We start from the raw sequence: 26854 nt of genomic DNA, 5'->3' as shown, positions 1-26854 counted from the left end.
TGCAACTTGCCCGATATTTCCGGGACTAAGTGTGACTATTCGCAAAGGAGCGTAGGAAAGATGGAATCCGCCCAGGACAACCAAGGCCGCATTCTGCTGGTGGACGATGAGTCCGCCATCCTGCGTACCTTTCGTTATTGCCTTGAAGATGAAGGCTATAGCGTCGCAACCGCCAACAGTGCGAGCCAGGCCGACACGCTGCTGCAACGCCAGGTGTTCGATCTGTGCTTCCTCGATTTGCGCCTGGGTGAAGACAACGGCCTCGACGTGCTGGCGCAGATGCGCATTCAGGCGCCGTGGATGCGCGTGGTCATCGTCACCGCCCATTCGGCCATCGACACTGCGGTCGATGCGATCCAGGCGGGCGCAGCCGACTACCTGGTCAAGCCCTGCAGCCCCGACCAACTCCGTCTGGCCACGGCCAAGCAGTTGGAAGTGCGCCAACTCTCGGCGCGCCTGGAAGCGCTCGAAGGGGAGGTACGCAAGCCCAAGGACGGCCTCGACTCGCACAGCCCGGCGATGATGGTGGTGCTGGAGACCGCGCGTCAGGTCGCCACCACCGATGCCAACATTCTTATCCTGGGTGAGTCCGGCACAGGTAAAGGCGAACTGGCCCGCGCCATTCATGGCTGGAGCAAGCGGGCGCGCAAGTCGTGCGTAACCATCAATTGTCCGTCACTGACCGCCGAGCTGATGGAAAGCGAGCTGTTCGGCCATAGCCGCGGCGCCTTCACCGGTGCCAGCGAAAGCACGCTGGGCCGGGTCAATCAGGCCGACGGCGGTACATTGTTTCTTGATGAAATCGGCGATTTCCCACTGACCTTGCAGCCCAAACTGTTGCGTTTCATCCAGGACAAGGAGTACGAGCGGGTCGGCGACCCCGTGACTCGCCGCGCCGATGTGCGCATTCTTGCTGCGACCAACCTCAACCTGGAGGAAATGGTCCGCGATGGCCGCTTCCGCGAGGACCTGCTGTACCGCCTCAACGTCATCACCTTGCACCTGCCGCCCCTGCGTGAACGCAGCGAAGACATCCTGACCCTGGCCGAGCGTTTCCTGGCGCGCTTCGTCAAGGACTACTCGCGCCCAGCTCGCGGCTTCACCGAAGAGGCGCGCTCGGCGCTGCTCAACTATCGCTGGCCAGGTAACATTCGCGAGCTGCGCAACGTCATCGAACGGGCAAGCATCATCTGCCCGCAGGAGCGGGTCGAGGTCAGCCACCTCGGCATGGGCGAACAACCGAGCGGCAACGCCCCGCGGGTCGGCGCCGCATTGAGCCTGGATGAACTGGAAAGGGCGCACATCGGCGCAGTGCTGGCCACCAGCGACACCCTCGACCAGGCCGCCAAGACCCTTGGTATCGACGCCTCGACGCTGTACCGCAAACGTAAGCAGTACAACCTGTGAAATGGCCGATGAAGCTGCGCACGCGGCTATTCCTGAGCATCTCGGCACTCATCACCGTGGCCCTGATGGGGCTGCTGCTGGGGCTGGTGAGCGTCATGCAGATGGCCTCCATGCAGCAGCGCATGCTGCAGCAGACCAACCATGTGCTGGAAATGGGCGTCAAGCTGCGGCAGAACCTCGGCGAACAGCTCACCCAGATTCTCGACGAGAGGCCCGATCGAGAGGGCCTGAGCAGCCTGCAAGAGACTTTCCAGGCGCTGCTGGACAAAGGTCTGGAGGAGGGCGGTGAGCGCACCGGTTTCGCCGCCGTCAGCAACAGTTATCAGGATTTTCTCAAGGTCTACCGGGAAAGCGCTACGCCAGCTCGGGAAATGGGCCTTGAGCAGCCGCTGGGCATGGCCTTCGATCACGTCCGGCGCAACCTGATCGCCTCCAGCAGCCGGGCGCTCGACGAAATTTCCCGTACCGAAGAAAATAACCACGACCAGGCCTTGCTGGTCAGCGGCGTACTGGGCCTGATGGGCCTGGCGGTGCTGGTGCTCGGTTTCATCACCGCGCACAGCATCGCGCGGCGTTTCGGCCTGCCCATCGAAGCCCTGGCGCGGGCCGCCGACCAGGTGGGTCGCGGCAACTTCGATGTGACCTTGCCCGTGGCGCAGGCCAGCGAACTGAACCAGTTGACCCGCCGCTTCGGCCTGATGGCCGATGCCCTGCGCAAGCACCAGGCGACCAACATCGATGAACTGCTGGCTGGCCAGCAGCGCTTGCAGGCAGTGCTCGACAGCATCGACGACGGCCTGTTGATCATCGATCCGCAGGGCCGTCTGGAGCACCTGAACCCGGTGGCCCAGCGCCAACTGGGCTGGGATGGTGGTCGCATCGGCACGCCTCTGGAAGAAGCCTTGCAGCGACCTGAGCTGCAGCAGCAGTTGAGCCAGGTGCTGCGTGGCGGCAACCTGGATCGACCGCCTGACGACCTGAGTCTGGAAATCGATGACCAAACGCGCCTGCTGACCTACAGCCTGACGCCGGTCAGTCATCCACAAGGACCGATCCTTGGGGCGGTGATGGTGCTGCGCGATGTGACCGAACAGCGGGCGTTCGATCGGGTGCGCAGTGAATTCGTCCTGCGCGCCTCCCACGAGCTGCGCACGCCTATCACCGGCATGCACATGGCCTTCGGCCTGTTCCGCGAACGCATCAAGTTTCCCGGGGACTCGCGGGAAAGCGACCTGCTCGACACCATTGGTGAAGAGATGCAGCGCCTCACGCAACTGATCAACGACTTGCTGAACTTCTCTCGTTATCAGAGCGGTCTGCAGAAGCTGGAAGTCGCGCCGTGCGACATCGAGACGCTGATGGCCCGCGCGCACGAGCGCTTCCAGGCCTCGGCGGCCGACAAGCAGATCGATCTGGTGGTGGACATGGAGTTGCCGCTGCCACGCATCCAGGCCGATGTCGGCCAGCTCGACCGGGTACTGGACAACCTGCTGCACAACGCCATCCGCCATACGCCCGCAGGCGGCAACATTCGCTTGCATGCCCGGCGGCACGCCGACCGGGTGATCATCAGCGTCGAAGACAGTGGCGAGGGCATCGCCTACGGCCAGCAGGGGCGGATATTCGAGCCCTTCGTGCAGGTCGGTCGCAAGAAAGGCGGGGCTGGCCTGGGCCTGGCCCTTTGCAAAGAGATCGTGCAGCTGCACGGTGGCCGCATGGGCGTGTTCTCGCGTCCCGGCCAGGGCACGCAGTTCTACATGGCGCTGCTGGTCTGAGACACGCGGCGATTCATGGATTGCCCGCAGGCATGGCCCGGCTGCGGGTGATCAGGGCAATGAACTGCTGAGCGCTGAGGGGCTGGGCGAACAACCAGCCCTGACCATAATTGACCCCCTCGCTGCTGAGCAGCAGCGCCTGCGCCTCGCACTCTATACCCTCGGCGATCACCCGCAGGTGCAGCGAATGCGCCATGCGGATGATGTACGGCGCCACGCCGCTGCTGGCGGCATCGTGGCCCAAGGCATCGATGAACGCCTTATCGATCTTCAGGCAGTCCACTGGCAAGGTTTGCAGATACGACAGGCTGCAGTAACCGGTGCCGAAATCATCGATCAGCACCGGGTGCCCCGAGGCGCGCAGCGCCTGTAGGTTGTCACGCGCGACCACCACATCGATCAGGCCACGCTCGGTGACCTCGAAGGCGATTTGCGTGGCGGACACCCGATGCCGGGCCAGCAGCCGGGCGGCGACCAGGCCGATGCGCGGCGCCATGACATCACAGGCCGCCAGGTTCACCGACACGTACAGCTGGCGGTTGGCCCGCAGCACATGACCGAGCTGCTCGAGCACGCGCTGCAGAACGAAATCGGTGATCTGGCGAATCTGCCCGGTGTTTTCCGCCATCGGAATGAACAAGTCCGGGCTGGTCAGGCTGCCGTCGTGGCGGCGCCAGCGCACCAGCGCCTCGGCCCCCACACAGCGGCGGCTGGCAAGCTCGAAGATAGGCTGATAGAGCACTTGCAGCTCACCGCGACGCAACGCCTGTTGCAGTGCCGATCTCATCGAACGCCGGCGCTCGATCCATTGCAAGGTCAGCCAACCGATACAGCAGGCCAGCACCAGGCTTACGGGAAACAGCAACCATAGGGGTCCATCAAGGCGCAGTGGCGGGTTGGCGCGCGGCGCGATCAGCACCAGCTGGTAATCAGGTGAGCGGGTGGGCATGCGATAGATGAGCTTGTCGGGCATTTCCAGCAGCGCGTTGTGCGAGCGCGGCGGCCAGTCAGCCGAGGGCGGCCATTGCTGTGCCGGACCCAGCACGGGAACCGCCCGGCTGCCGTGGTCGAGCAGCACCAGCAGGCTGCCGCCCGGCGGCAGGTCGACCACGTCGGTGAGATGACCACGGGAGGTCGATACCAGGAACGGTCCACGACCGAGCATCAGCGCGGCAAGGTTGTCGTTGGGTTCGGCGCTGGTGTTGAGCCAGTAACGGTAGGTCGGGCCCTGGATATCGGCGGCGCGTTGCGGCTGGATGACCCGTTCGCCACCCCGGTTGGAACAGGCCTGGGTGCCATCGACGTAGGCGGCTTCATAGATGAAGCGTGAGCGCAGGCCGACCTCCTGCAGTGCCGTCTTCATCGCCGCGTCACAGCCGCGCAGGGTTTGCGCCTGCAAGGTATCGACGCCCTGACGCAGCTCGCCGAAAACCTGTTCGAGCCGTTCACGGAAGCGCTCGCCCTGGGCGTTCATTTGCGCGCTTTCATCACGGTTCATCTGCTGCACGGCAAGGCCGAGGCTGGCAGCCAGCAACAGCCCAGCGCTGACCACTGCCGCGAGCACGGCGAGCAGCCAGGGACGGTCGAAAATCTGACGCAGTGGGGTCAGCAGGGCAGGCATGCGCAGCATCCAGTTGAATACACAGAGGTATAGCAACTGCCGCGCCGTTCAGCCTGCCCGTTGGGCGGGGTTCATCAACCTTTCATCTGCGCAGGGGCAATGGCCTTCAGCGCATGTGATTGAGCACCTGCAACATGGCCGCGGTCTGGGCATCCGGCTGGCCATCGTAGCGCTGCGGGCGGAAGCGCATCTGGAAGGCCGTGAGCACCTGGCGGGTAGCCGGGTCCAGCTCACCGGTCTGTGGCACGGCATAGCCGAAGCGCGCCAGTTGCTGCTGATACCAGAGAATCGACGGCGGGCTGACGGCAAACAGCGCTTGCTGACGGGCCACGGCATTGGCGTCGGGCCACAACCCCAGGCCCGCGTCAGCCAAGCGCTTCCACGGGAACAACGGGCCCGGGTCGAGCTTGCGCAGCGGAGCGATGTCGCTGTGGCCGACGATGTAGCGGGGCTGGATGGCATTACGCTTGACGATGTCCTTGACCAAGGCGATCACGGCCTGGATCTGCTCCTCGCTATACGGATGCCAGACGCGCCCCTGGGGCGTGTCGGTAAAACCGGGATTGACAATCTCGATACCGATCGAGGTGGAGTTGAGCCAGGTACGGCCATCCCACTGGCTGTCGCCGGCATGCCAGGCCCGACGGCTCTCGTCGACCAGCTGGTAGACCGCGGCTGGGCCGTCGCCGATCAGGTAATGGCTGCTGACTTCGCCATGGGTCAGCAGCGCCATCGAGCGCTCCAGCGAGGCATTGGTGTAGTGCAGGACGACGAACTGGATGCGCCCATCCTGGTTGGCCGAGACATGGCTGCGGTCGATGCGCAGACCGGACGAGCAACCGGCCAGCAGTAAAACGAGAAGGGAAGTGATGAGCGCTTTCATGGGGCCTGCGTCTGCTGAGTCGGTGACGCGACAGCATAACGTAAGCGCCGCGCCGACTCAGCCCTGTTCGACGCGATTGCGTCCTTGCGCCTTGGCCCGGTACAGCGCCTGATCCGCGCGCTTGAGCACGGTGTCGCTGCGCTCGGCGGGGTTGAAGGTGCTGACACCGATGCACAGCGTGATGGTCACCGGCTCGCCCTTGAAGTGGAACGGGCAGGCCTCGACGGCAGCGCGCAGGCTTTCGGCGAACTGCGCAGCGGCGCACAGCGGTGTCTGCGGCATCAGCAGGACGAACTCCTCGCCGCCGAAACGGGCGATGAAATCACGCGCGCGCAGCCGTTTGCTCAGCACGTTGGCGACGATCTTCAGCACTTTGTCGCCCGCCAGGTGGCCGTAGCCATCGTTGATGCGCTTGAAGTGATCGAGGTCGATGATCGCCATCGACAACTGACCACCCTGGTTGTGCCAGGCCTGCACTTCCTGCTCGATGCGTTCGGCCCAGGCCGCGCGATTGGGCAGCCCGGTGAGGGGATCGAGCAGGGCTTTCTGGCGTTGTTCTTCGAGGTGCTCGCGGTAGCCGAGTGCCTCTTGCTCCATGCCCGCCACACGCGCGGCCAGGCCGTGCAGACGTGCGGCCAGTTCCTGCTCGCGTTGGTCGCGGGCGTGCTGGTGGGCATCCAGGGTGCCGAGCAGGCCTTCGAAGCGGCTGTCGAGCACCTGCTTCAGGCTGGCCAGGTCGGAGGCGCCCTTGACGCTGCTCTGCAGGCCACCGACCTGCTCGCGCAGCTGGCTGTCGAGCTGCTGGGCCGCGACGCTATTGTCGGCGTGACCGGCGCTGGCGTCCTGCAAGTGGCCATGGAACGCTTCGAGGCGTTCATTGAGCTGCTGCAGGTAGGCCTCGAACTCGTGCTGGCCGCTGTCGGTGATCGCCAGCATGAACACGGCCAGGTCATCGAGAATCGGAATCAGCTCGTACCAGTTCAGGCCACGGGCGACCCGCTCGCGCATGGCCAGTGCCTGATCCTTGTAGTGCTCGGGCAAATTAAGGTCATCGAGCAGGCCGAGCAGGGTCTGCTCGATATGCGCGGCCACCTGGCTGTAGGGCGGCTCGAGCGCTTGGGGCAGGGCGTAAGGTCCGTCTTCGGCGGCGCAGGTGTCGGCCAGGGCGGGCAACGGCGCGGCGGCGGGCGCAGCAGGCTCGAGGATGCGCTGCTCGTCAGCCGCGGTGGCTTCGGCAGAGTGCGCGGCAGGCACAGCGGCTTCGTCAGCGGCTTGCAGGGCAGGCGTCGGAGCGTCGACTGCCGGTGCCGGGGCCTGCGGGGGCTGTTGCGGGGTCTGGGTCGATGATTCGCTCGCGGCTTCGACCACGGCGGCTGCAACCGGCGCTGGCGTCGGCTCCGGCTGGGCAGGGGGCAGCGGCGCGACCGAGGGTGATGCAGAAGGCGCAACCGGCGCGGCTTCGGCCTCGGTCGCCGGCTCCGGCGCCGGTTGGGGCTGTACCGGCGCGGTGGATTCGGCCAGCGCTTCAGCGCTTTCCCGCGCCCCGAACAAGCGTTGTAGCAGGCCTGGGCGGGCGTCGTCCGGCGCCTTCTTCAGCGCAGCCAGGGCGCGTTCCTGCAAACCGCTGAGCTCACCCAACAGCGGCGGCAAGTCGCGGGACTGGCCGACGCCCCCGTCGATTTTCTTGCCGAGCTTCTTCAGCGCCCGGGTGTGCTCTGCGGGCAGCGGCAGGCTTTGCAGTTGCTCGACCAGCGAGGTCAGCGCTTCGCGCACTTGGTTCATGCGGGTTTCGCGACGGTGTTCGGAATCGAGCACGGCTTTTTCCAGCCGCGGAATCAGTCCGGCCAGGCCGGCGTCCATGTTATCGCTGCGGATCACCTCGCGCATTTCCTTCATGCACAGGTCGACGGCCTTGTCGCTGCCTTCGGCCGCCAGTGTGCTGCGCACCAGCCCCCGGCGCAGCAGGTCGAGGCGCGCGTCCCAACGACGCTCGATCTTGTCGTGCTGCTCGATGGTCTTGAGGTATTTCTCTTTCCAGCGCTCGGCGTCGTCTGTCATGCCCGGGGTCCGCTAGGGGTGGTGGCATTGGCTGACCCGGCGGGGCGTCAGCGCAAGACCGGCAGCGTATCCACAGTCAGGGCGTCAGGCAAACGAATCTCCACGGCGACGGGGAGGTGGTCGGAAATCGGCTGGGCGAGGACTTCGACCCGCTCCAGAGTCAGGCTGGGGCTGAGCAGGATGTGGTCGAGGCAGCGCTGAGGGCGCCAACTGGGGAAGGTCGCTTCGACCTGCGGCGCGATCAGTCCGAGATCGCGCAGAGGCGAGTGCTCGAGCAGGTCGGAAGCATGGGTGTTCATGTCGCCCATCAGCACCTGATGGCGGTAGCCGCCGATCAGTTCACGCACGTAGGCCAACTGACGGGCACGGGTCTTGGCGCCGAGCGCCAGGTGCATCATCACCACGATCAAGGCATCAGGGCCTTCGCCGAAGCGCACCACAATGGCACCTCGACCAGAGGGACCTGGCAGCGGGTGATCTTCGAGTTGCTGAGGCTTGAGCCGGCTGAGCACGCCGTTGCTGTGCTGGGCGAAACGGCCCAGGTTGCGGTTGAGCTGCTGGTACCAGTAGGGAAAGGCGCCGAGCTGAGCCAGGTGCTCGACCTGGTTGACGTAACCCGAGCGCAGGCTGCCGCCGTCGACTTCCTGCAACGCCACCAGGTCGAAGTCGGCCAGTAGCTGGCCGATCTTCTGCAGGTTGCCGGCGCGCCCGGTGTGCGGCAACAGGTGCTGCCAGCTACGGGTTAGATAATGGTGGTAGCGCTCGGTACTGATGCCCACCTGAATGTTGAAACTGAGCAGCCGCAGGCGGCCATCTTCCGGCAGACCGGTGGCCTGCAGGTGATGTTCGTTGACCTGCGGCTGGTGCAGGCCGATACCACGAATAGGGTTGGACCGGCGCATGACTTGCCCCTTATTTGGCGCGTTCCTTGGCAATCAGCTGGTCGGCCACGCTCAGCACGCCATCCGGCCCGCCTGCGGTGCCCAGGTCGAAGCGGTATTTACCGTTGACCACCATGCTTGGAACGCCGGTGATTTCATACTTCTTCGCCAGTGCCTTGGCCTGCTGGACCTGGCCCTTGATGGCGAACGAGTTGAAGGTGGAGAGGAACTTGTCCTTGTCGACGCCCTGGGTGGCGAGGAAGTCAGCCATGTCTTGAGGGTCGGTCAGGCGCTTGCGCTGGTTCTGGATGGCGTCGAACACGGCGTCATGCACTTTCTGCTCGACGCCCATGGCTTCGAGGGTGAGGAACATCTGGCCGTGGGCATCCCATGGACCGCCGAACATGGCCGGTACGCGCTTGAAGTTGACGTCCTTCGGCAGCTTGCTGACCCAGGGATTGAGGGTCGGCTCGAAGTGGTAGCAATGCGGGCAGCCGTACCAGAACAGCTCGACGACTTCGATCTTGCCAGGCTGGGATACGGGAACAGGGTTGCTCAGCTCGATGTATTGCTCGCCTGCCTTGGCGGGCTCGGCGGCCTGGACACCGGCCATACCGAATACGCTGGCGGCGACCAGCGTGGCGCTGAGAATCAGTTTACGCATGCTTCACTCCTGGGCTGTCTTGAAACGCCGCGATGACGACCGAGCTGTGACCGGCCGGGGCGGGCGTGAGTTCTGTAGTGTAACGGCAGTGGGCAAGAAAAAGGGCAGCCACGCTGCCCTTTCATCTTTTGCCAAGTGTATTAACCGAACGTTAATGCAGGCCCTGGATGTAGCTCGACAGCGCTTCGATGTCCTTGTTGCTGAGCTTGCTGGCGATCGAGCGCATGGTCATGGCGTCGCCATCGTTGGTGCGGTTGCCCTCGCGGAAATCGGTGAGCTGCTTGCTCACGTATTGCGCATGCTGGCCGCTCAGGTGGGGGAAGCCGGCCAGCGCCAGGCCTGCGCCGTCAGGGGAGTGGCAGCCGGTGCAGGCGGGCATGCCCTTGTCGAGGTCACCGCCGTTGAACAGGGCCTGGCCACGTTCCACCCACTGCGGATCGGCCGCACCCACGCTGCCTTTCTGGCTGGCGAAGTAGGCCGCGATGTCGGCGATGTCCTGGTCACTGAGGCCGGCCAGCATGCCGGTCATTTCCAGCACCTGACGCTTGCCGGACTTGATATCGTGCAGCTGTTTTTCCAGGTAGCGCTCGCCCTGGCCGGCGAGTTTGGGGAAGTTGGGCGCCAGGCTGTTACCGTCGGGGTTGTGGCAGGCGCCGCAGATGGCCGTCTTGCCCTGGCCTGCGGCGGCGTCGCCCTTGATCGGTTGCGCAGCATGGGCTGCGCCGGCGACACCAATGGTCAACAGCAGACTCACGAATAGTTTGTTCATCAGCTAATCCAACACGGCTAAGAGTGAAATGTTATGTATCGGGACTGCCGCTCATCCAGAGGATGACCAACCGGTAGTCCTCGGTACTGCAGTCCGTGCACAATCCACGCGGCGGCATAGCCTTGAAACCCTGGATCATTGCGCCACCCGCACCTGCATGCCTTGTAGCAGTCCGCACACATGCGGTTGTACAACGCCTCGCAAGCCTGTGTAGCCTGAGCGCCGGAAACGGCTGAATACACCGTAGGCAATCGCCGTTTCACCTTGCTCGATGACCTTTCAGGGCTGGGTGCCGCGCTGCGTTCTATGCGCAAGCTGTTGGTCGGCCCCCGTACGCACCACCCTTCGCCAGGATAATGCGCACACAAAAACTGGGGCATTATATACTTCCGCCATCCAAACGGAAACGACACCGCTTGCCGCACAGGTCATTGCGCCTGCTGGCGGCAACACCCACATCGGATATCCCATGCAAGTCAAGAACCCCATCCTCGGCCTGTGCCAGAAAGCCACCTTCGCCCTCAGCGCCGCCAAGGTTGACCAATGTCCCAGCGACCAAGGTTACGAGGTGGCCTTCGCCGGCCGTTCCAATGCCGGCAAATCCAGCGCCCTCAACACCCTGACCCACGCCAGCCTGGCGCGCACCTCGAAAACCCCGGGCCGTACGCAGTTGCTGAATTTCTTCAGCCTGGATGAGCAACGGCGTCTGGTCGACTTGCCCGGCTACGGTTACGCCAAAGTGCCGATTCCGCTCAAGCAGCACTGGCAGCGCCACCTCGAAGCGTACCTGGGCGGGCGTGAATGCCTGCGCGGGGTGATCCTGATGATGGACGTTCGCCATCCCATGACCGACTTCGACAAGATGATGCTCGACTGGGCCCGCGCCAGCGGCATGCCTATGCACATTCTGCTGACCAAGGCCGACAAACTGACCTTCGGCGCTGCGAAGAACACCCTGCTCAAGGTGCAGGCGGAAATTCGCAAAGGCTGGGGCGAGGGCACCACCATCCAGCTGTTCTCGGCACCCAAGCGCCAAGGTCTGGAAGAGGCGTATGGCGTGCTGGCCGGGTGGATGGAGCTGGAAGACAAACCTGCAGAATGACCGTGGCGCCGGGCATCGACAGGTGCCCGGCGTGCACCGAAGGTCAAATCGCAGGCAAAAAAAACCCCGGACTTCGTATGGGGAGGGGGAAGTTCGGGGTCCAAGTCCGGACCGCTAGGGCGGGGTCCAGATATCTGCCAACACTTAACACAACATAGGAGCATCGAAAGGCTTCACCAGCCATTCAGTACATCTGAGTCGCGTTTCACCGGTTTAGTTCCTGAGCCGATGAAACAAATCGCGATAGCGTTCGCATCTCCAGGCATCAGGCGGCTTAACGCACTGGCTGGGCACTGCGACTTTCAGCCGCAGAGCCAACCGGTATCGTGCTCACGCGTCAGTGAGCCTCGTCCCAGTTCGAACCAATCCCCACCTCGACCAGCAGCGGTACATCCAGCTGCGCGGCGCCGCTCATGTGCAGGCGAATCTGCTGCGCCACCTGCTCGACCTGATCTTCACGTACCTCCAGCACCAGTTCGTCGTGCACCTGCAGAATCACCCGCGCATCCAGGCCGCTCTCGCTCAGCCAGGCATCGACGGTGACCATCGCGCGCTTGATGATATCGGCCGCCGTGCCCTGCATCGGCGCGTTAATCGCCGTGCGCTCGGCGCCCTTGCGCAGGGCCGGGTTCTTGGCATTGATGTCGGGCAGGTACAGACGTCGACCGAACAGGGTTTCGACGAAGCCTTGCTCGGCCGCCTGGGTGCGGGTGCGCTCCATGTAGGCCAGCACACCCGGGTACTGGGTGAAATAGCGGTCGATGTACGCCTGCGACTGCTTGCGGTCGACGCCAATCTGGCGCGCCAGGCCAAACGAGCTCATGCCGTAGATAAGGCCGAAGTTGATCGCCTTGGCGCTGCGCCGCTGGTCGTTGCTGACCGACTCCAGCGGCACCCCGAAGACTTCTGCAGCCGTGGCGCGGTGCACGTCCAGATCGTTCTGGAACGCGTGCAGCAGGCCCTCGTCCTTGGCCAGGTGGGCCATGATGCGCAACTCGATCTGCGAGTAGTCCGCCGCCAGCAGTTTGTAACCGGGGCTGGCGATGAAGGCCTGGCGGATGCGCCGGCCTTCGGCGGTGCGGATCGGGATGTTCTGCAGGTTCGGGTCGCTGGAGGACAGCCGCCCGGTCGCCGCCACCGCCTGCTGATAGGAGGTATGCACGCGCCCGGTACGCGGATTGATCTGCTCGGGCAGCTTGTCGGTGTAGGTGCTCTTGAGCTTGCTCAGAGTGCGGTACTGCATCAGCACCTTGGGCAGCGGGTATTGCATCTCGGCCAGTTCGGCGAGCACCGCCTCGGCGGTGGAGGCCTGGCCTTTGGAGGTCTTGTTGAGGATCGGCATGCCGAGCTTGTCGTAGAGGATCACGCCAAGCTGCTTGGGCGAGCCGAGGTTGAATGCCTCGCCGGCCAGTTCGAAGGCTTCTTTCTCCAGGGCGGCCATCTTCTGGCCCAGTTCGCTGCTCTGCACCCGCAGCAGTTCGGCATCGACCAGCGCGCCCTGGCGCTCGATCTTCGCCAGCACCGGCACCAGCGGCATCTCGATGTCCATCAGCACCGGCTGCACGCTTGGGGTCTTGGCCAGCAGCGCCTGCAAGGCATGGTGCAGGCGCAGAGTGATGTCGGCGTCTTCGGCCGCGTAGGGGCCGGCAGTTTCCAGCGGAATCTGGTTGAAGGTCAGCTTCTTCGCACCGCGCCCGGCGATGTCTTCGAAGGTGATGGTGGTGTGCTCCAGGTAACGCAGGGCCAGGCTGTCCATGTCATGGCGGGTGGCCGTGGAGTTGAGCACGTAGGATTCGAGCAGGGTGTCGTAGGCCACGCCGCGCATCTCGATGCCCTGGGCCGGATCGCCGCCGATCGCGCAATTGGCGAGGATGTTGATGTCGTACTTGGCGTTCTGGCCGATCTTGCCCTTGGCCGGGTTTTCCAGCAGCGGCTTGAGCGCCAGCAACACGCGGTCACGGTCCAGCTGCGCCGGGGCGCCTTCGTAGTCGTGCATCAGCGGCACGTAGGCGGCTTCATGGGGCTCGATGGCGAACGACAGGCCGACCAGTTGCGCCTGCTGCGCGTCGAGGCTGGTGGTCTCGGTGTCGAAGGCGAACAGCGAGGCGTTGTTCAGGCGCTCGAGCCAATGCTCGAAGCGCGCTTCGTCGAGGATGGTTTCGTACTTCGCTTCGACCTTTTCCGCCGGCGCCTTGGCCGGGGCGACGACGTCACCGACCTTGACCGCCTCACGCTGTACCTCGGCGACCCAGCTCTTGAACTCCAGGTCGTTGTAGAGCTCGAGCAAGGTGTCGCGATCAGGCTCGGCGCACACCAGCGCTTCGACTTCGATGTCCAGCGGCACGTCGATCTTGATGGTCGCCAGCTCGTAGGAGAGGAACGCGGCGTCGCGGTGCTCTTCGAGCTTGGCGGCAAGGGTCTTGGCGCCGCGAATGCTCAGGCCCGCGACCTGGTCGAGGTTGGCATACACCTCGGCCAGACCCCCGCCGATGCCGGTCAGCAGGCCGACGGCGGTCTTCTCGCCGACGCCGGGTACCCCTGGGATGTTGTCCACCTTGTCGCCCATCAGCGCGAGGAAATCGATGATGTGCTCAGGGCCGACGCCGAACTTCTCGTGCACGCCGGCGATGTCCATCACGCTGCCAGTCATGGTGTTGACCAGGGTAATGTGCTCGTCCACCAGCTGCGCCATGTCCTTGTCACCGGTGGAGATGACCACCGGTCGGCCTTGCGCGGCGCTGCTGCGGGCGAGGGTGCCGATGACGTCATCGGCCTCGACGCCTTCGACGCACAGCAGCGGATAGCCCAGCGCGCGCACGCTGGCATGCAGCGGTTCGACCTGCATGCGCAGATCATCGGGCATGCTCGGCCGGTTGGCCTTGTATTCGGCGAACAGCGCATCGCGGAAGGTCCCGCCCTTGGCGTCGAAGACCACGGCGAACAGGCTATCGGGGTACTGCCGGCGCAAGCCCTTGAGCATGCTCAGCACGCCTTTCACCGCGCCGGTGGGCTTGCCCTTCGAAGTGGTCAGCGGCGGTAGCGCATGAAACGCGCGGTACAGATAGGAGGATCCGTCCACCAGGACGAGGGGCGCTAGGCTCATGAGCAGATTCAACCTTTTCGACGGGTCCGGCGCTAGAATAGCCAGAATCATTGACGATAAAGGGACAAGGTTATCATGCGGACATTCAATCGCCTGTTACTGGTCGGCCTGATGGCCAGCCTGCCTATCCTCGGCCACGCTGCGGACGAGGCCCCTTCGGCCGATCCCGAGGTCACCATTCGCACGGAAGGCGACAGGACCATTCAGGAATACCGGCAAAACGGCTTCCTGTACGCGATCAAAGTCACGCCCAAACACGGCAAGCCTTACTTTCTGGTACGCGCCGACGGCTCCGACGGCAACTTCGTCCGCTCCGACCAGCCGGACATGCTGATTCCCTCGTGGAAAATCTTCGAGTGGTAAGCTGACGCGTATCGTTCACATCAACCCGGCACTTCCCGGTGGAAGTGCCTGCATGGGCAAATTTTCATCATGTCAGTCTTCACCCCCGTGACCCGGCCCGAGCTGGAAACCTTCGTCGCGCCCTACCGACTGGGCCGTTTGCTGGATTTCCAGGGCATCGCCGCCGGCACCGAGAACAGCAACTTCTTCGTCAGCCTGGAGCAGGGTGAGTTCGTCCTGACACTGATCGAGCGCGGCCCCAGCGAAGACATGCCGTTCTTCATCGAGCTGCTCGACGTGCTGCACGAGGCTGACATGCCAGTGCCCTATGCACTGCGCGATGCCGATGGCAATGCCCTGCGCGAGCTGTGCGGCAAGCCGGCGCTGCTGCAACCGCGGCTGTCTGGCAAGCACATCAAGACCCCGAACAACCAGCATTGCGCTCAAGTCGGCGAGCTACTGGCACACATTCACCTGGCCACCCGCGAGCGCATCATCACCCGCCGCACCGACCGTGGCCTGGAATGGATGCTCAGCGCCGGCAGCGAGCTGGCTGCTGATCTGGAGGCCGCCCCACGCCAGTTGCTCGATCAGGCCCTGGTGGAAATCGACGCGCACAAGGCGCAGATCCTCGGCCTGCCGCAAGCCAACCTGCACGCCGACCTGTTCCGCGACAACGTGATGTTCGAAGGCTCCCACCTGACCGGGGTGATCGACTTCTACAATGCGTGTTCCGGGCCGATGCTGTACGACATCGCCATCACCCTCAATGACTGGTGCAGTGGCGCCGATGGCAGTATCGATCTGCCCCGCGCCCAGGCGCTGCTGGCCGCCTACGCCGCGCTACGCCCTTTCACCGCAAGCGAGGCCGAGCTGTGGCCGGTGATGCTGCGGGTCGCGTGCGTGCGCTTCTGGCTGTCGCGGCTGATCGCCGCCAAATCGTTCGCCGGCATGGACGTGATGATCCACGACCCGAGCGAGTTCGAGGTGCGCCTGGCACAGCGGCAACAGGTCGCGCTGCACCTGCCGTTCGCCTTGTGAGTGAGGGCAGGGCCGCGGTACGGCCCTGCCCAGCGGTTCAAAGCTGTTCCAGGCAGCCGGCCAGATCGCTGCCCAGCTTTTCCAGCAAGCGCTCGTAGCCGTTGGCATCCACCGGATCGGTGCCGCCCAGCGCGTCGAGCTCGGCCAGGCGTACCGGCAAGCCAGCGGTCAGGGTTTCGGCCAGGCGCGGGCGCAGCGGCGGCTCGCTGAACACGCAGGTCTTGCCTACTTCCTGCAGGCGCGCGCGCATCGCGGCAACATGCTGGGCGCCGGGCTGCACTTCTGAAGCGACGCTGAACACGCCGGTGTGCTTGAGGCCGTAGGCCGCTTCGAAGTAGTCGAACGCTTCGTGGAAGACGAAGAACGGCTTGCCGGCAACGCCTGCTACCCGCGCCTTGATGCGACCATCCAGCGCGTCGAGTCGCTCGATGAAGGCTTTCTTGTTGGCCTGGTAGCGCGCGGCGTTGGCCGGGTCCAGCCGGGCCAGGTCGGCGGCCATCTTGGCCGCGATCACGCGGGCGTTGGCGGAGGACAGCCACAGGTGGGCGTCGAGGCTGCCCGGACGGTGGTCGTGATCGTGCTCGTCGGCGGCTTGGGGAGTGTCATGGGCTGCATGCTCGTGCTGATCAGCATGGCCGTGGCTGTCTTCGCCGAAATGACGCAGGTGCATGCCCTTGAGGGTCATCACCGCAACGGTAGGCTTGCTGCGCGGGCCCAGCACGCGGGGCAGGAAGCTTTCCATGTCCTCGCCGATCCAGTACAGCAGGTCAGCGGAACCCACCTTGCGCACATCCGAAGGGCGCAGGGCGTAGTGGTGGGGCGAGGCGCCCGGCGGCAGCAACACGTCGGGGCTGCCGACGCCGTCCTGGACGGCGGCAGCGATCTGCTGAAGCGGTTTGATGCTGGTCAGCACACGCACGTCGGCATGGGCCGAGACGGTAAGAAAAGCGACAAAAAAAGCCAGGAATCGGGTCACGGGGAATACTCGGCTGGACAGAACAGGTAACATAATAACGTCTCCATCCAGAGCCGTCGCTGCCCATGTCCATCACCCCGCTGGCCCACCGTCCCCATGACCACTCCCGCTGCGTGCACAGCGCGCTGGCCGAAGCCGATGTGCTGTGCAACCGCCAGGGCCTGCGCCTGACCGCCTTGCGCCGGCGCGTGCTGGAGCTGGTCTGGCAAAGCCACAAGCCGCTGGGGGCCTACGACATCCTTGCCGTGCTCAGCGAACAGGACGGCCGCCGTGCCGCACCACCGACGGTGTACCGCGCCCTCGACTTCCTGCTGGAAAACGGCTTGGTGCATCGCATCGCATCGCTTAATGCCTTCATCGGTTGCAGCCACCCCGAGCATGCCCACCAGGGCCAGTTCCTCATCTGCCGCAACTGCCACGTTGCGCTGGAGCTGGAACAGGCCAGCATCAGTGACGCCATCGTCGCCAGCGCAGCCGCGGTGAATTTCCAGGTCGAGGCACAGACCGTGGAGATCGTCGGGCTGTGCGGCAACTGCCGGAGCGCGGCATGAGCGATTCGCTGATTCGTCTGGAGCAGGTGGGGGTGAGTTTCGCTGGCGAAACGGTCCTGGAACGCATCGACCTGGCCGTGGCGCCACGGCAGATCGTCACCCTGATCGGCCCCAACGGCGCAGGCAAGACCACCCTGGTGCGCGCCGTGCTCGGCCTGCTCAAGCCGCACACTGGCAAGGTCTGGCGCCAGCCACGTCTGCGCATCGGCTATATGCCGCAGAAGATTCAGGTCGACCCGACCCTGCCGCTGTCGGTGCTGCGCTTCCTGCGCCTGGTGCCTGGGGTTGACCGCGCAGCAGCGTTGGCGGCGTTGCAGGAGGTCGGTGCCGAGCAGGTCATCGACAGCCCGATCCAGACCGTTTCCGGCGGCGAAATGCAGCGCGTGCTGCTGGCCCGGGCGCTGCTGCGCAAACCGCAATTGCTGGTGCTCGACGAGCCGGTACAAGGGGTGGATGTGGTCGGGCAGTCCGAGCTGTACCGACTCATCACTCGCCTGCGCGATCGTTACGGCTGCGGCGTATTGATGGTTTCCCACGACCTGCACCTGGTGATGAGTGCCACCGACCAGGTCGTGTGCCTGAATCGTCACGTGTGCTGCTCGGGCCATCCCGAGCAGGTCAGCGGCGACCCGGCGTTCGTCGAACTGTTCGGCCAGACCGCACCGAACCTTGCCGTCTATCACCATCACCACGACCACAGCCACGACCTGCATGGCGCGGTCATCACCCCCGCAACCCATGTTCACGGAGCGCACTGCAAGCATGGCTGATTTTCTTCTGTACGCCCTGCTTGCAGGCCTGGCCCTGGCCGTGGTGGCCGGGCCCCTGGGATCGTTCGTGGTGTGGCGACGCATGGCCTACTTCGGTGACACGTTGTCCCATGCCGCACTGCTGGGGGTGGCCCTGGGTTTCGCCCTGGATGTCAGCCCGACCCTGGCGGTGACCGTCGGCTGCCTGCTGCTGGCGATCGTGCTGGTGACCTTGCAGCAACGCCAGCCCCTGGCCTCCGACACCCTGCTCGGCATTCTGGCGCCAAGCACCTTGTCGCTGGGCCTGGTAGTGTTGAGCTTCATGCACGATGTGCGCATCGACCTGATGGGCTACCTGTTCGGCGACCTGCTGGCGATCAGCCCCACCGACCTGGCCTGGATTCTCGGTGGCAGCGCGCTGGTGCTGTGCCTGCTGGCGGTGCTCTGGCGGCCGCTGCTGGCGGTGACCGTGCACGAAGAGCTGGCCACCGTCGAGGGCATGCCGGTGGCCGGGCTGCGCCTGGCGCTGATGCTGCTGATCGCCGTGGTGATTGCCGTGGCGATGAAAATCGTCGGCGTGCTGCTTATCACCTCGCTGCTGATCATCCCTGCGGCTGCGGCGCAGCGTCACGCTCGCTCGCCGGAGCAGATGGCGCTGGGCGCCAGCCTGCTGGGAATTACCGCGGTGTGCGCGGGCCTGGCGCTGTCGTGGTTCAAGGACACGCCGGCCGGACCTTCGATCGTGGTCAGTGCAGCGGTGCTATTCTTGCTCAGCCTGGCACTGCCAAAACGCTGAAGCGCCGGGGTGCGAACCAGCGCACTCTGCAACCTTTTCCCGGGTAAAGGGTCTGTAAGACCTGTTTTCGAGCGTGCGCACCTGGGTGTAGACTTGCTCGCTTTTTGCGCAAATAGAGAGTCGCAGGAATGAAGCCGTTCGCTACCCGTTACCTACTGCTTGCCGTATTTTCGCTGACGCTTGGCGCTTGTGCGAGCAAGCCGGCCGAGCCGCCACCGGTCGCCAGCCAGCCGGATGGCTGGGAGCAGCTGCAGCAAACCATCGCCAGCCACGAACTGGCGACCGCCGAAGATCAGCTCAGCGCGCTGCAAACCCGTACCCCGGACGATGCCCGCGTCGAGCAATACCAGCGTCAACTTGCCGAGGCCTACCTGCAACGCAGCCAGATCGTCCTGCAGAAGGGCGACGTCAATGCTGCTGCAACCGCTCTGGCCCGTGCTCGCGCGCTGATGCCCCAGGCGCCGGCGGTGACTGGTGGTGATTCGGTTGCACAGGCGCGCAAGGCCGAGCTGGCCAAGGCCGAAGCGGCGCTCAAGGCCGCCGAAGCCAAGCCTGAGGCACGCCTGATCGACCCCACCGCGCCAACTACCGTGATCGCCTTGCACACCACCGACATCGCCGCCCTTCGCCAGCAGCTCGATGACATCGCCGCCGACGTGGTCAATTATCACTGCGAGGTGGTGTTCCAGGTGCCGCGTCGCCAGGACGCGCCGTGGCTGCAAACCTTGCTGAAGAAACGTGTCGAGGCCATCGACCCTGACTTCACCCTCAAGCAGCGCCACGAGATTCACCGCCAGCTCAGCGCCCAGGCCGTGCTGGTCACGCCCAAGCCGTGAACGCCATCGCCTGAAGACACTGCGGGGCAAACCAGTCACCTGGTTTGCCCCGCAGTGTCGATGCGCTAAGCGGCGGCACTCAGGCCCCCGCCACACGCTCCCTCATCAAGCCGGAATCGCCTCGGCCGCAGCCTCACGATCCCACACCCGGTGTTCCTTGAGCACGGCAACGAAGCTCTCCACAGCCTTCTTGTCGTCGCCCAGCAGCAGGCCTTTGTCTTCCTTGAGCCCCAGCGTCGTCAGCAACGCCTTGCCTTCGGCAGCCAGGCCCATGGGCTTGAGGTGCTTGTAGGCTTCGAGCAGGAAGTGCTTGGCCAGGCCGCTGTTGGCCAACGCGTCGTGGGCGGCCTTGCCGGCCGGTACCCAGAGGCCGTCGATCATCACCGAAGGCATGCCTTCCATCGACGCATCGACTTTCAGCTGCTTGCCATCAGCGGTTTTCACCGGTGCGCTCGACGGACCAAGCAGCAGCACCCGCGCGCTGTGCGCTTCGAAGGCCTTGGTCAGGCGGTCGACACTGGCGCCATCGACGCCATCGGCCACCAGCAAGGCGATCTTGCGACCCTTGATGCCGACTGTGCCCGGCAGGTTCATCTGGCTAAGGGCAGGTGAATGCTTCAGCTTAAACTCCGGGACTTTCACGGTGCCAGCCTTGGGCGCCGGCAGGCCGAGATTGGCCGCCACGGCCGCAGCCAGTTCAAGGTCGATGTTGGCGAGAATTTCATTGACCTGACGCTCACGGATGTACTCGCGCTCGACCTTGCCCAGTTCGAAGCTGTACGCCTTGATGATGTGCTGCTGTTCGGTCTTGCTCATGCTGTGGAAGAAGAGCCGTGCCTGGGAGAAGTGATCGCTGAACGACTCACTGCGCTCACGCACCTTGTGCGCATCGATGCGCTCGTGATAGCTCTCGAAGCCGCCATCCTGTGCCCCAGGCGGGGTTTCCTTCGGCCAGCCACCGTCGATGGAGTTGGGCTCATAGGCCGCCTGGCCTTTGTGGATGGTCTGGCGATGGATCGCGTCGCGCTGGTTGTTATGGTTCGGCGCCACCGGACGGTTGATCGGAATCTCATGGAAGTTCGGCCCACCCAGGCGGCTGAGCTGGGTGTCGGTGTAGGAGAACAGACGCCCTTGCAGCAGCGGGTCGTTGCTGAAGTCGATGCCCGGCACGATATGACCTGGGCAGAACGCGACCTGCTCGACCTCGGCGAAGAAGTTGTCCGGGTTGCGGTTGAGCACCATCTTGCCCAGCGTGGTTACCGGTACCAGCTCTTCAGGGATGATCTTGGTCGGGTCGAGCAGGTCGAAGTCGAACTTGTGTTCGTCCGCTTCCGGAACGACCTGCACGCCCAGTTCCCATTCAGGGTAATCACCGCTCTCGATCGCCTCGCGCAGGTCGCGGCGGTGGAAATCGGTGTCCTTGCCGGCCATCTTCTGCGCTTCGTCCCACAGCACCGAATGCACACCGTTGCTTGGTTTCCAGTGGAATTTGACGAAACTGGACACGCCCTCGGCGTTGATCAGGCGGAAGGTGTGCACGCCGAAGCCTTCCATCATGCGCAGGCTGCGCGGCACGGCGCGGTCGGACATGGCCCAGATGACCATGTGCGCCGATTCCGGCACCAGAGAAACGAAGTCCCAGAAGGTGTCGTGGGCCGAGCCGCCGGTGGGCATCTCGTTGTGCGGTTCAGGCTTCACGGCGTGGACGAAGTCGGGGAACTTGATCGCGTCTTGGATGAAGAACACCGGCATGTTGTTGCCGACCAGGTCGAAATTGCCTTCATCGGTGTAGAACTTCACGGCAAAACCGCGCACATCGCGCACGGTGTCGCCCGAGCCTCGCGGGCCTTGCACGGTCGAGAAGCGCACGAATACCGGGGTGATTTTCTCGGGGTCTTGCAGGAAGCCGGCCTTGGTCAGCTCGCTGTGGTTGCCGTAGCTCTGGAAGTAGCCGTGGGCACCGGTACCGCGAGCGTGAACGATGCGCTCCGGGATGCGCTCGTGGTCGAAGTGGGTGATCTTCTCGCGCATGATGAAGTCTTCGAGCAGCGACGGTCCGCGCGATCCGGCCTTCAGGGTGTTCTGGTTATCGGCAATTTTAACGCCCTGGTTGGTGCGCAGCGCCTGCCCGGTCGCATCGCTGCGCACATCGCCCAGGCTTTGCAGCTTGGCGTTGGTGTTGGCCTTATCGGGCGTATCGACCCCGGCAGCCTCACTGTGTCTGGAATCCGGCGTCTTCTTGGTCGGCATCTCGGGTACTCCTCATCATTATCAGGCTGCCCATTGGGGCTCGTTCAAGTAGTGACTGAGGCTGATTGCCGTACGTTCCATCCGGTTTTGCCGGAGTGGCGTTATGTCGCCAGGTTCGGACCAACGGGAAATAAATGCTAAGAAGATCGCCGTGAAAAGGCTAAAATGCGCGACCTCGGCTAACCGCTGATTCCCAATTCAATGCGCCCCACAAGGTTCGCTACGTGATCGAGTTTCAACATGTGCACAAGACCTACCGCGTCGGCGGTAGAGACATCCCCGCCCTCAACCCGACCAGCCTGAGCATTGAGAATGGCCAGGTATTCGGCCTGATCGGCCATTCCGGCGCCGGCAAGAGCACCTTGCTGCGCCTGATCAACCGGCTTGAGAACCCCACCGGTGGCAAGATCATCGTCGATGGCGAAGAGGTCACCGCCTTCGATGCCAACCGCCTGCGGCGCTTCCGCCAGCAGGTCGGCATGATCTTCCAGCACTTCAACCTGCTGGCCTCCAAGACCGTCGCCGACAACGTCGCCCTGCCGCTGACCCTGGCCGGTGAGCTGTCTCGCAGCGAAATCGACGCTCGCGTGACCGAGCTGCTGGCGCGCGTCGGGCTGTCGGAGCATGCGAAAAAATACCCGGCGCAGTTGTCGGGCGGGCAGAAGCAGCGCGTCGGCATCGCTCGGGCCTTGTCTACCCACCCGAAAATTCTGCTGTGCGACGAGGCCACCAGCGCCCTCGACCCGCAGACCACTGCCTCGGTGCTGCAACTGCTGGCCGAGATCAACCGCGAGCTGAAGCTGACCATCGTCCTCATCACCCATGAGATGGATGTCATTCGCCGCGTCTGCGACCGGGTGGCGGTGATGGATGCCGGGCATATCGTCGAGCAGGGCAGCGTGGCCGAGGTGTTCCTGCATCCGCAGCACCCGACCACCAAGCGCTTCGTGCAGGAAGACGAGCAGGTCGATGAAGGCGAGCAGCGCGACGATTTCGCCCACGTGCCTGGGCGCATCGTGCGCCTGACCTTTCAGGGCGAGGCCACCTACGCACCGCTGCTGGGCACCGTGGCGCGGGAAACCGGCGTCGACTACAGCATCCTGGCCGGGCGCATCGACCGCATCAAGGACGTGCCTTATGGCCAGCTGACCCTGGCCCTGATTGGCGGTGACATGGAGGCGGCTTTCGCCCGTTTCACCGCGGCTGACGTTCATATGGAGGTACTGCGCTGATGGACGCCGTGAATTTCTTCGCCAATGTCGACTGGGCCGAAATCTGGCTGGCGACGGGCGACACCCTGATCATGCTGTTCGGCTCGCTGTTGTTCACCGTGCTGCTGGGCCTGCCGCTGGGCGTGCTGCTGTTCCTCTGCGGGCCGCGGCAGATGTTCGAGCAGAAGGGCGTCTACGCGCTGCTGTCGCTGGTGGTGAACATCCTGCGCTCGCTGCCGTTCATCATCCTGCTGATCGTGATGATCCCCATCACCGTGTTGATCACCGGCACCTCGCTGGGCGTGGCCGGGGCCATTCCGCCACTGGTGGTCGGTGCCACGCCGTTCTTTGCGCGGCTGGTGGAAACCGCCCTGCGTGAAGTGGACCGCGGCATCATCGAGGCGACCCAGTCGATGGGCGCCACTACCCGGCAGATCATCACCAACGCCTTGCTGCCCGAAGCGCGTCCGGGGATTTTCGCGGCCATCACCGTCACCGCCATTACCCTGGTGTCGTACACCGCCATGGCCGGTGTGGTCGGCGCGGGCGGGCTGGGCGACCTGGCGATCCGCTTCGGCTACCAGCGCTTCCAGACCGACGTGATGGTGGTCACCGTGGTGCTGTTGCTGGTGCTGGTTCAAGTTCTGCAGAGCGTTGGCGACAAACTGGTTGTGCATTTTTCCCGCAAATAAGCGCAATGGGGTCGGCCCTGCCGACCCGTTCGGGGCCGCCTGTGGCCCCACAAGGAGTGTTTGATGAAGAAACTGCTTGCTGTCGCCGCTGCCGTCGCGGCCTTCTCGGCCCATGCCGATACCTTGACCGTCGCTGCCAGTCCGGTGCCGCACGCCGAGATCCTCAACTTCGTCAAGCCGCAGTTGGCCAAGGAAGGCGTGGACCTCAAGGTCAAGGAATTCACCGACTACATCCAGCCCAACGTGCAGGTCGCGGAAAAGCGCCTGGATGCCAACTTCTTCCAGCACCAGCCGTATCTGGATGAATTCAACAAGGCCAAGGGCACCGACCTGGTCAGCGTCACCGGCGTGCACCTCGAGCCACTGGGCGCCTACTCGAACAAGCTCAAGCAGCTCGATGAGCTGCCCACCGGCGCCACCGTGGTCATCCCCAACGATGCCACCAATGGCGGCCGTGCCCTGCTGCTGCTGGCCAAGGCCGGCGTGATCACCCTCAAGGACAACAGCAACATCCTGTCCACGGTCAAGGACATCACCGCCAACAGCAAGAACCTCAAGTTCCGTGAGCTGGAAGCGGCGACCATCCCGCGGGTGCTGACCCAAGTGGACCTGGCCCTGATCAATACCAACTATGCCTTGGAAGCCAAGCTCAATCCCGAGAAGGACGCGCTGGTGATCGAAGGCAGCGACTCGCCCTACGTGAACATCCTGGTGGCTCGCCCGGACAACAAGGACTCCGCCGACATGCAGAAGCTGGTCAAGGCCCTGCATTCGCCTGAGCTCAAGGAGTTCATCACCGAGAAGTACAAAGGCGCGGTCGTACCGGCGTTCTGACACACATTCCGAGCCGTATCCGCCTGCCCACGCCCGCTGCCGTGGGCAATCGCAGTCAGTGCCCCGTCGGTTGCGTCGACGGGGCCTGATCCTGCAGCTCGGCCAACGTGTGCCGCGCATGTCCCCCTTCCAGATAACGCGCCACCAAGGCCACCAGCGCCTGCACATCCAATGCCTCGCCGTCGATGCTCCAGCGCGTCAGGCCCAGGCTGATGGTGCGCGTCTTCGCGTCGAACTTGGCATCAGGCCCCCAGAAACCCTTCCTGCGGAACGTCGGCAGCGGCGCTTGCTCGGCGAGCTGAAAGCGCAGGGTCAATGCGGGGGTAGCGAGAATCTGATAGTCCTCGACGTGGTGCAGCGCCACGGCCTGGGGCGCGTTGGCAAAGTGCATGGAATGGGCATCGAAGATCAGCGCAGGGGTGTCGGCGCGCTTTATCAGGCGCCAGCCAAGCACACCGAACAACACACTCAGCGCGCCCAGCGTGCCGGCCACGATACCGAAGAAGTTCGCCAGTCCAGGCTTGGTACCCGGCGTCAGTGCCATCCATGCCAGCCATAGGCCACCTGCGGCGAACAGCACTGTCAGAGCCAGTACAAGGCGTCCACGGGCCTGCGCTCCCTCGTGCAACACGCACCGGCCGTCGGCCGCTTGTGCCCGAGCTTCGAGCTCCTGGCGCATTTGCTCGTGGTGTTCGACGAGCCGAGTGCTCAACTCCTCGCCCAAGTACCGCGCCAACACAGCGCCCCCCGGTAATGCCTGCTCCAGATCGGCCATGGCGACCGAAGGCACTACCGCCCGCAGGCCGCGCCCGTGGTCAACGGCTTCAAGACCCATGCCCAGCGCTTGCAGACGCTGGATGGTCGGTGGATGGCTGTCCGTGGGGTGAGGCAGCACCTCGTCCAGCTCACCGTCCGGTACCTGGGGCGGCTGCGCCGCCAGATGCGCCAGCAGGGCCTGTAGCACATCGTCCGGCCAGGCTTCAGGTTGCTGGCACCACTCATTGAGGCAGACGTCGATCGCCGTGCCCAGAGCGGTGGTCCGCACCAGTGAATCGACCACCGCCTGGGCTCCATGCAGACGCGCTGCAGTGGCGTCGGCGAGCAGTTCTCGGCTGCGGCTCCAGTGGCTCACCGCATGGTCGAAGCAGCGCATGAAATGCACCGCCAGGTCGTGTGCCGGCAGGGTCAGCAGGCCTTGCAGGAAGCCACCGGCCATGCGTTCGCGGAGCACACCGACACTGCGCCAGGCACCGTCGTAGATCGGCATGAAGTGGATACTGTAGTCGGTGTCCTGGCCGGAAAAATGTGCCAGCTCGTGGCCAATCACTGCGTCTGTCTCGTTAGCGTCGAGCAGCGCCAGCAGCGGAATCGGCACATACAACGTGCGCCCTTGCAGGCGCTGCCCGGCAGGGGCCAGCTCGACGTCGCTCGACGTCACGTAGAAGCCGTCCAAGTAGCCGACCACGATGTGATCGGGCATCAACGCATCGAGGCGGGTCGCCAAGGCCCTGACCCGCGCCCACAGGGCCGGCGCCTGGTCCTCGCTCAGCGCCCTGCCGAAGATGGCGTGGGGCTCACTGTCGAACAGCTTCGTCATCGCCTTGAGCTGACGCGGCAGGCGATACAGCGGCCAGAGCATGATCACCAGGATCATTCCGACGACCCCCTGCAACTTGGCCAGCCCAGAGCCGGTTTGCTCCACGGTGAACAGCCACAACGCCTCATAGGCGATTTCCAGCACCACGGTGATGGTCAGCAGCAGTACCAGTGACAACAACGCCGTCGGCAGCACCTGCCGGCCGATGTAGAACAGGCTGACGAGACGATCGCGCGAACGCATCGCTGCCTTGCCGGCAAAATGTAACGCCAGCAGCGCCGCGGCGCCGAGCCCCAGCAGTAGCGCAGCGAAGCCTTGCGCCGGCCCCGGCAACCAGCTGCCGACGCGGGCGATGCGGATTTCACGCTCCAACTGATGCAGCCTGCGCTGGGCCAGCGCCTCAGCCAGTGCCGGTGAATAGGATTTGTCGCCCAGCTGAATCGACTCCCGTGAGCGCTGGGCCTGCAACTGCTGCATGTTGAGTACGAAGCCCTGCAACTCGCTCTGCTGTTGCAGCCCTTCGGTACGCGCAGCGTCGGCACGATGGCCTTGCCAGAGCGCCATCAACAGCAGCAGCGCCGGTATCAGCACCAACCTCAAGCTCAACGTCCACTGGTCACGTGTCATGGCTGACGCTCCACACACGAATGCCGACCGCTACTGCCTGCGACTTCATCTCTGCTCCCTGCTTTTCAAAAAACCGTCTGCATGCGCAA

General features: G+C 64.3%; 22 protein-coding genes and 1 pseudogene. 12 read left to right on the top strand and 11 right to left on the bottom strand.

Annotated elements, in window-relative coordinates:
* Positions 1-60 precede the first annotated feature (60 nt).
* Positions 61-1407, top strand: coding sequence for a sigma-54-dependent response regulator transcription factor AlgB (algB, locus tag LK03_RS06575; RefSeq protein WP_038411597.1), 1347 nt, complete (start codon positions 61-63; stop codon positions 1405-1407).
* Complete coding sequence (locus tag LK03_RS06570; RefSeq protein WP_038411596.1) at positions 1404-3182, top strand: KinB sensor domain-containing domain; 1779 nt, start codon at positions 1404-1406, stop codon at positions 3180-3182. Before algB ends, LK03_RS06570 begins: the two co-directional genes overlap by 4 nt.
* Before the next feature lie 13 nt (positions 3183-3195).
* On the opposite strand, the gene LK03_RS06565 is transcribed toward LK03_RS06570, so the two are convergent.
* The 7 genes and pseudogenes from LK03_RS06565 to LK03_RS22800 form a co-directional block, all read right to left on the bottom strand.
* Complete coding sequence (locus tag LK03_RS06565) at positions 3196-4803, bottom strand: EAL domain-containing protein (RefSeq protein ID WP_038411595.1); 1608 nt, start codon at positions 4801-4803, stop codon at positions 3196-3198.
* 106 nt (positions 4804-4909) lie between these two features.
* On the bottom strand, positions 4910-5686 hold the full coding sequence (locus tag LK03_RS06560) for an N-acetylmuramoyl-L-alanine amidase (protein ID WP_038411594.1): 777 nt from the start codon (positions 5684-5686) through the stop codon (positions 4910-4912).
* Positions 5687-5743: 57 nt separating this feature from the next.
* Complete coding sequence (locus LK03_RS06555; RefSeq protein WP_038411593.1) at positions 5744-7744, bottom strand: GGDEF domain-containing protein; 2001 nt, start codon at positions 7742-7744, stop codon at positions 5744-5746.
* Between the two features lie 47 nt (positions 7745-7791).
* Positions 7792-8646 carry an endonuclease/exonuclease/phosphatase family protein gene (locus LK03_RS06550; RefSeq protein WP_038411592.1) on the bottom strand — a complete coding sequence of 285 codons (855 nt, stop codon included), beginning with the start codon at positions 8644-8646 and terminating at the stop codon, positions 7792-7794.
* A gap of 10 nt (positions 8647-8656) precedes the next feature.
* Complete coding sequence (gene dsbA, locus LK03_RS06545) at positions 8657-9289, bottom strand: thiol:disulfide interchange protein DsbA (RefSeq protein WP_038411591.1); 633 nt, start codon at positions 9287-9289, stop codon at positions 8657-8659.
* 151 nt (positions 9290-9440) lie between these two features.
* Entirely contained in the window at positions 9441-10058 is a 618-nt protein-coding gene (locus tag LK03_RS06540) for a c-type cytochrome (RefSeq protein ID WP_038411590.1), read from the bottom strand.
* A 31-nt stretch (positions 10059-10089) separates the two neighbouring features.
* Positions 10090-10188, bottom strand: a pseudogene (locus LK03_RS22800) (cytochrome C); the annotation flags it as partial.
* A gap of 339 nt (positions 10189-10527) precedes the next feature.
* On the opposite strand from LK03_RS22800, the gene yihA reads away from it, so the two are divergent.
* Positions 10528-11160 carry a ribosome biogenesis GTP-binding protein YihA/YsxC gene (yihA, locus tag LK03_RS06535; protein WP_028695802.1) on the top strand — a complete coding sequence of 211 codons (633 nt, stop codon included), beginning with the start codon at positions 10528-10530 and terminating at the stop codon, positions 11158-11160.
* A gap of 337 nt (positions 11161-11497) precedes the next feature.
* Here yihA and polA read toward each other — a convergent pair whose 3' ends face one another.
* Positions 11498-14263: a DNA polymerase I gene (polA, locus tag LK03_RS06530; RefSeq protein ID WP_038411589.1), complete on the bottom strand. Its 2766-nt coding sequence runs from the start codon at positions 14261-14263 to the stop codon at positions 11498-11500.
* Between the two features lie 75 nt (positions 14264-14338).
* Between polA and LK03_RS06525 the strand changes: the two genes are divergently transcribed.
* Entirely contained in the window at positions 14339-14626 is a 288-nt protein-coding gene (locus LK03_RS06525; protein WP_038411588.1) for a DUF2782 domain-containing protein, read from the top strand.
* Positions 14627-14695: 69 nt separating this feature from the next.
* A complete protein-coding gene (locus tag LK03_RS06520) occupies positions 14696-15646 on the top strand; it encodes a homoserine kinase (RefSeq protein WP_038411587.1) in 951 nt (316 codons plus the stop codon).
* 37 nt (positions 15647-15683) lie between these two features.
* Here LK03_RS06520 and LK03_RS06515 read toward each other — a convergent pair whose 3' ends face one another.
* Positions 15684-16622, bottom strand: a complete 939-nt coding sequence (locus LK03_RS06515; protein ID WP_049870602.1) for a zinc ABC transporter substrate-binding protein — start codon at positions 16620-16622, stop codon at positions 15684-15686.
* A 65-nt stretch (positions 16623-16687) separates the two neighbouring features.
* On the opposite strand from LK03_RS06515, the gene zur reads away from it, so the two are divergent.
* From zur to LK03_RS06495, 4 genes are all read left to right on the top strand, one after another.
* On the top strand, positions 16688-17173 hold the full coding sequence (zur, locus tag LK03_RS06510) for a zinc uptake transcriptional repressor Zur (protein ID WP_028695807.1): 486 nt from the start codon (positions 16688-16690) through the stop codon (positions 17171-17173).
* Positions 17170-17943 carry a zinc ABC transporter ATP-binding protein ZnuC gene (gene znuC, locus LK03_RS06505; protein WP_038411585.1) on the top strand — a complete coding sequence of 258 codons (774 nt, stop codon included), beginning with the start codon at positions 17170-17172 and terminating at the stop codon, positions 17941-17943. Before zur ends, znuC begins: the two co-directional genes overlap by 4 nt.
* Positions 17936-18718 carry a zinc ABC transporter permease subunit ZnuB gene (gene znuB, locus LK03_RS06500; protein WP_028695809.1) on the top strand — a complete coding sequence of 261 codons (783 nt, stop codon included), beginning with the start codon at positions 17936-17938 and terminating at the stop codon, positions 18716-18718. Before znuC ends, znuB begins: the two co-directional genes overlap by 8 nt.
* A gap of 128 nt (positions 18719-18846) precedes the next feature.
* Complete coding sequence (locus LK03_RS06495) at positions 18847-19554, top strand: PA5502 family lipoprotein (protein WP_038411584.1); 708 nt, start codon at positions 18847-18849, stop codon at positions 19552-19554.
* A 105-nt stretch (positions 19555-19659) separates the two neighbouring features.
* Here the strand turns inward: LK03_RS06495 and katE are convergent, their stop codons facing one another.
* Positions 19660-21804 carry a catalase HPII gene (gene katE / locus LK03_RS06490; protein WP_038411583.1) on the bottom strand — a complete coding sequence of 715 codons (2145 nt, stop codon included), beginning with the start codon at positions 21802-21804 and terminating at the stop codon, positions 19660-19662.
* A 224-nt stretch (positions 21805-22028) separates the two neighbouring features.
* On the opposite strand from katE, the gene LK03_RS06485 reads away from it, so the two are divergent.
* The 3 genes from LK03_RS06485 (at position 22029) to LK03_RS06475 (ending at position 24541) form a co-directional block, all read left to right on the top strand.
* Positions 22029-23036: a methionine ABC transporter ATP-binding protein gene (locus tag LK03_RS06485; RefSeq protein ID WP_038411582.1), complete on the top strand. Its 1008-nt coding sequence runs from the start codon at positions 22029-22031 to the stop codon at positions 23034-23036.
* The gene (locus tag LK03_RS06480) at positions 23036-23707 is read left to right on the top strand and encodes a methionine ABC transporter permease (protein ID WP_038411581.1); all 672 of its coding nucleotides are present in this window, start codon (positions 23036-23038) and stop codon (positions 23705-23707) included. Before LK03_RS06485 ends, LK03_RS06480 begins: the two co-directional genes overlap by 1 nt.
* 63 nt (positions 23708-23770) lie before the next feature.
* Positions 23771-24541 (top strand): MetQ/NlpA family ABC transporter substrate-binding protein, encoded by a 771-nt coding sequence (locus LK03_RS06475; RefSeq protein ID WP_038411580.1) that lies wholly within the window; start codon positions 23771-23773, stop codon positions 24539-24541.
* A gap of 55 nt (positions 24542-24596) precedes the next feature.
* Here the strand turns inward: LK03_RS06475 and LK03_RS06470 are convergent, their stop codons facing one another.
* Positions 24597-26765, bottom strand: a complete 2169-nt coding sequence (locus LK03_RS06470; protein ID WP_038411579.1) for a M48 family metallopeptidase — start codon at positions 26763-26765, stop codon at positions 24597-24599.
* Between the last annotated feature and the right edge of the window lie 89 nt (positions 26766-26854).

Source organism: Pseudomonas cremoricolorata (assembly GCF_000759535.1).
GTDB lineage: Bacteria > Pseudomonadota > Gammaproteobacteria > Pseudomonadales > Pseudomonadaceae > Aquipseudomonas > Aquipseudomonas cremoricolorata_A.
The sequence above is the reverse complement of the archived record's forward strand: the minus strand, read 5'-3'. Positions and strand labels throughout refer to the sequence as shown.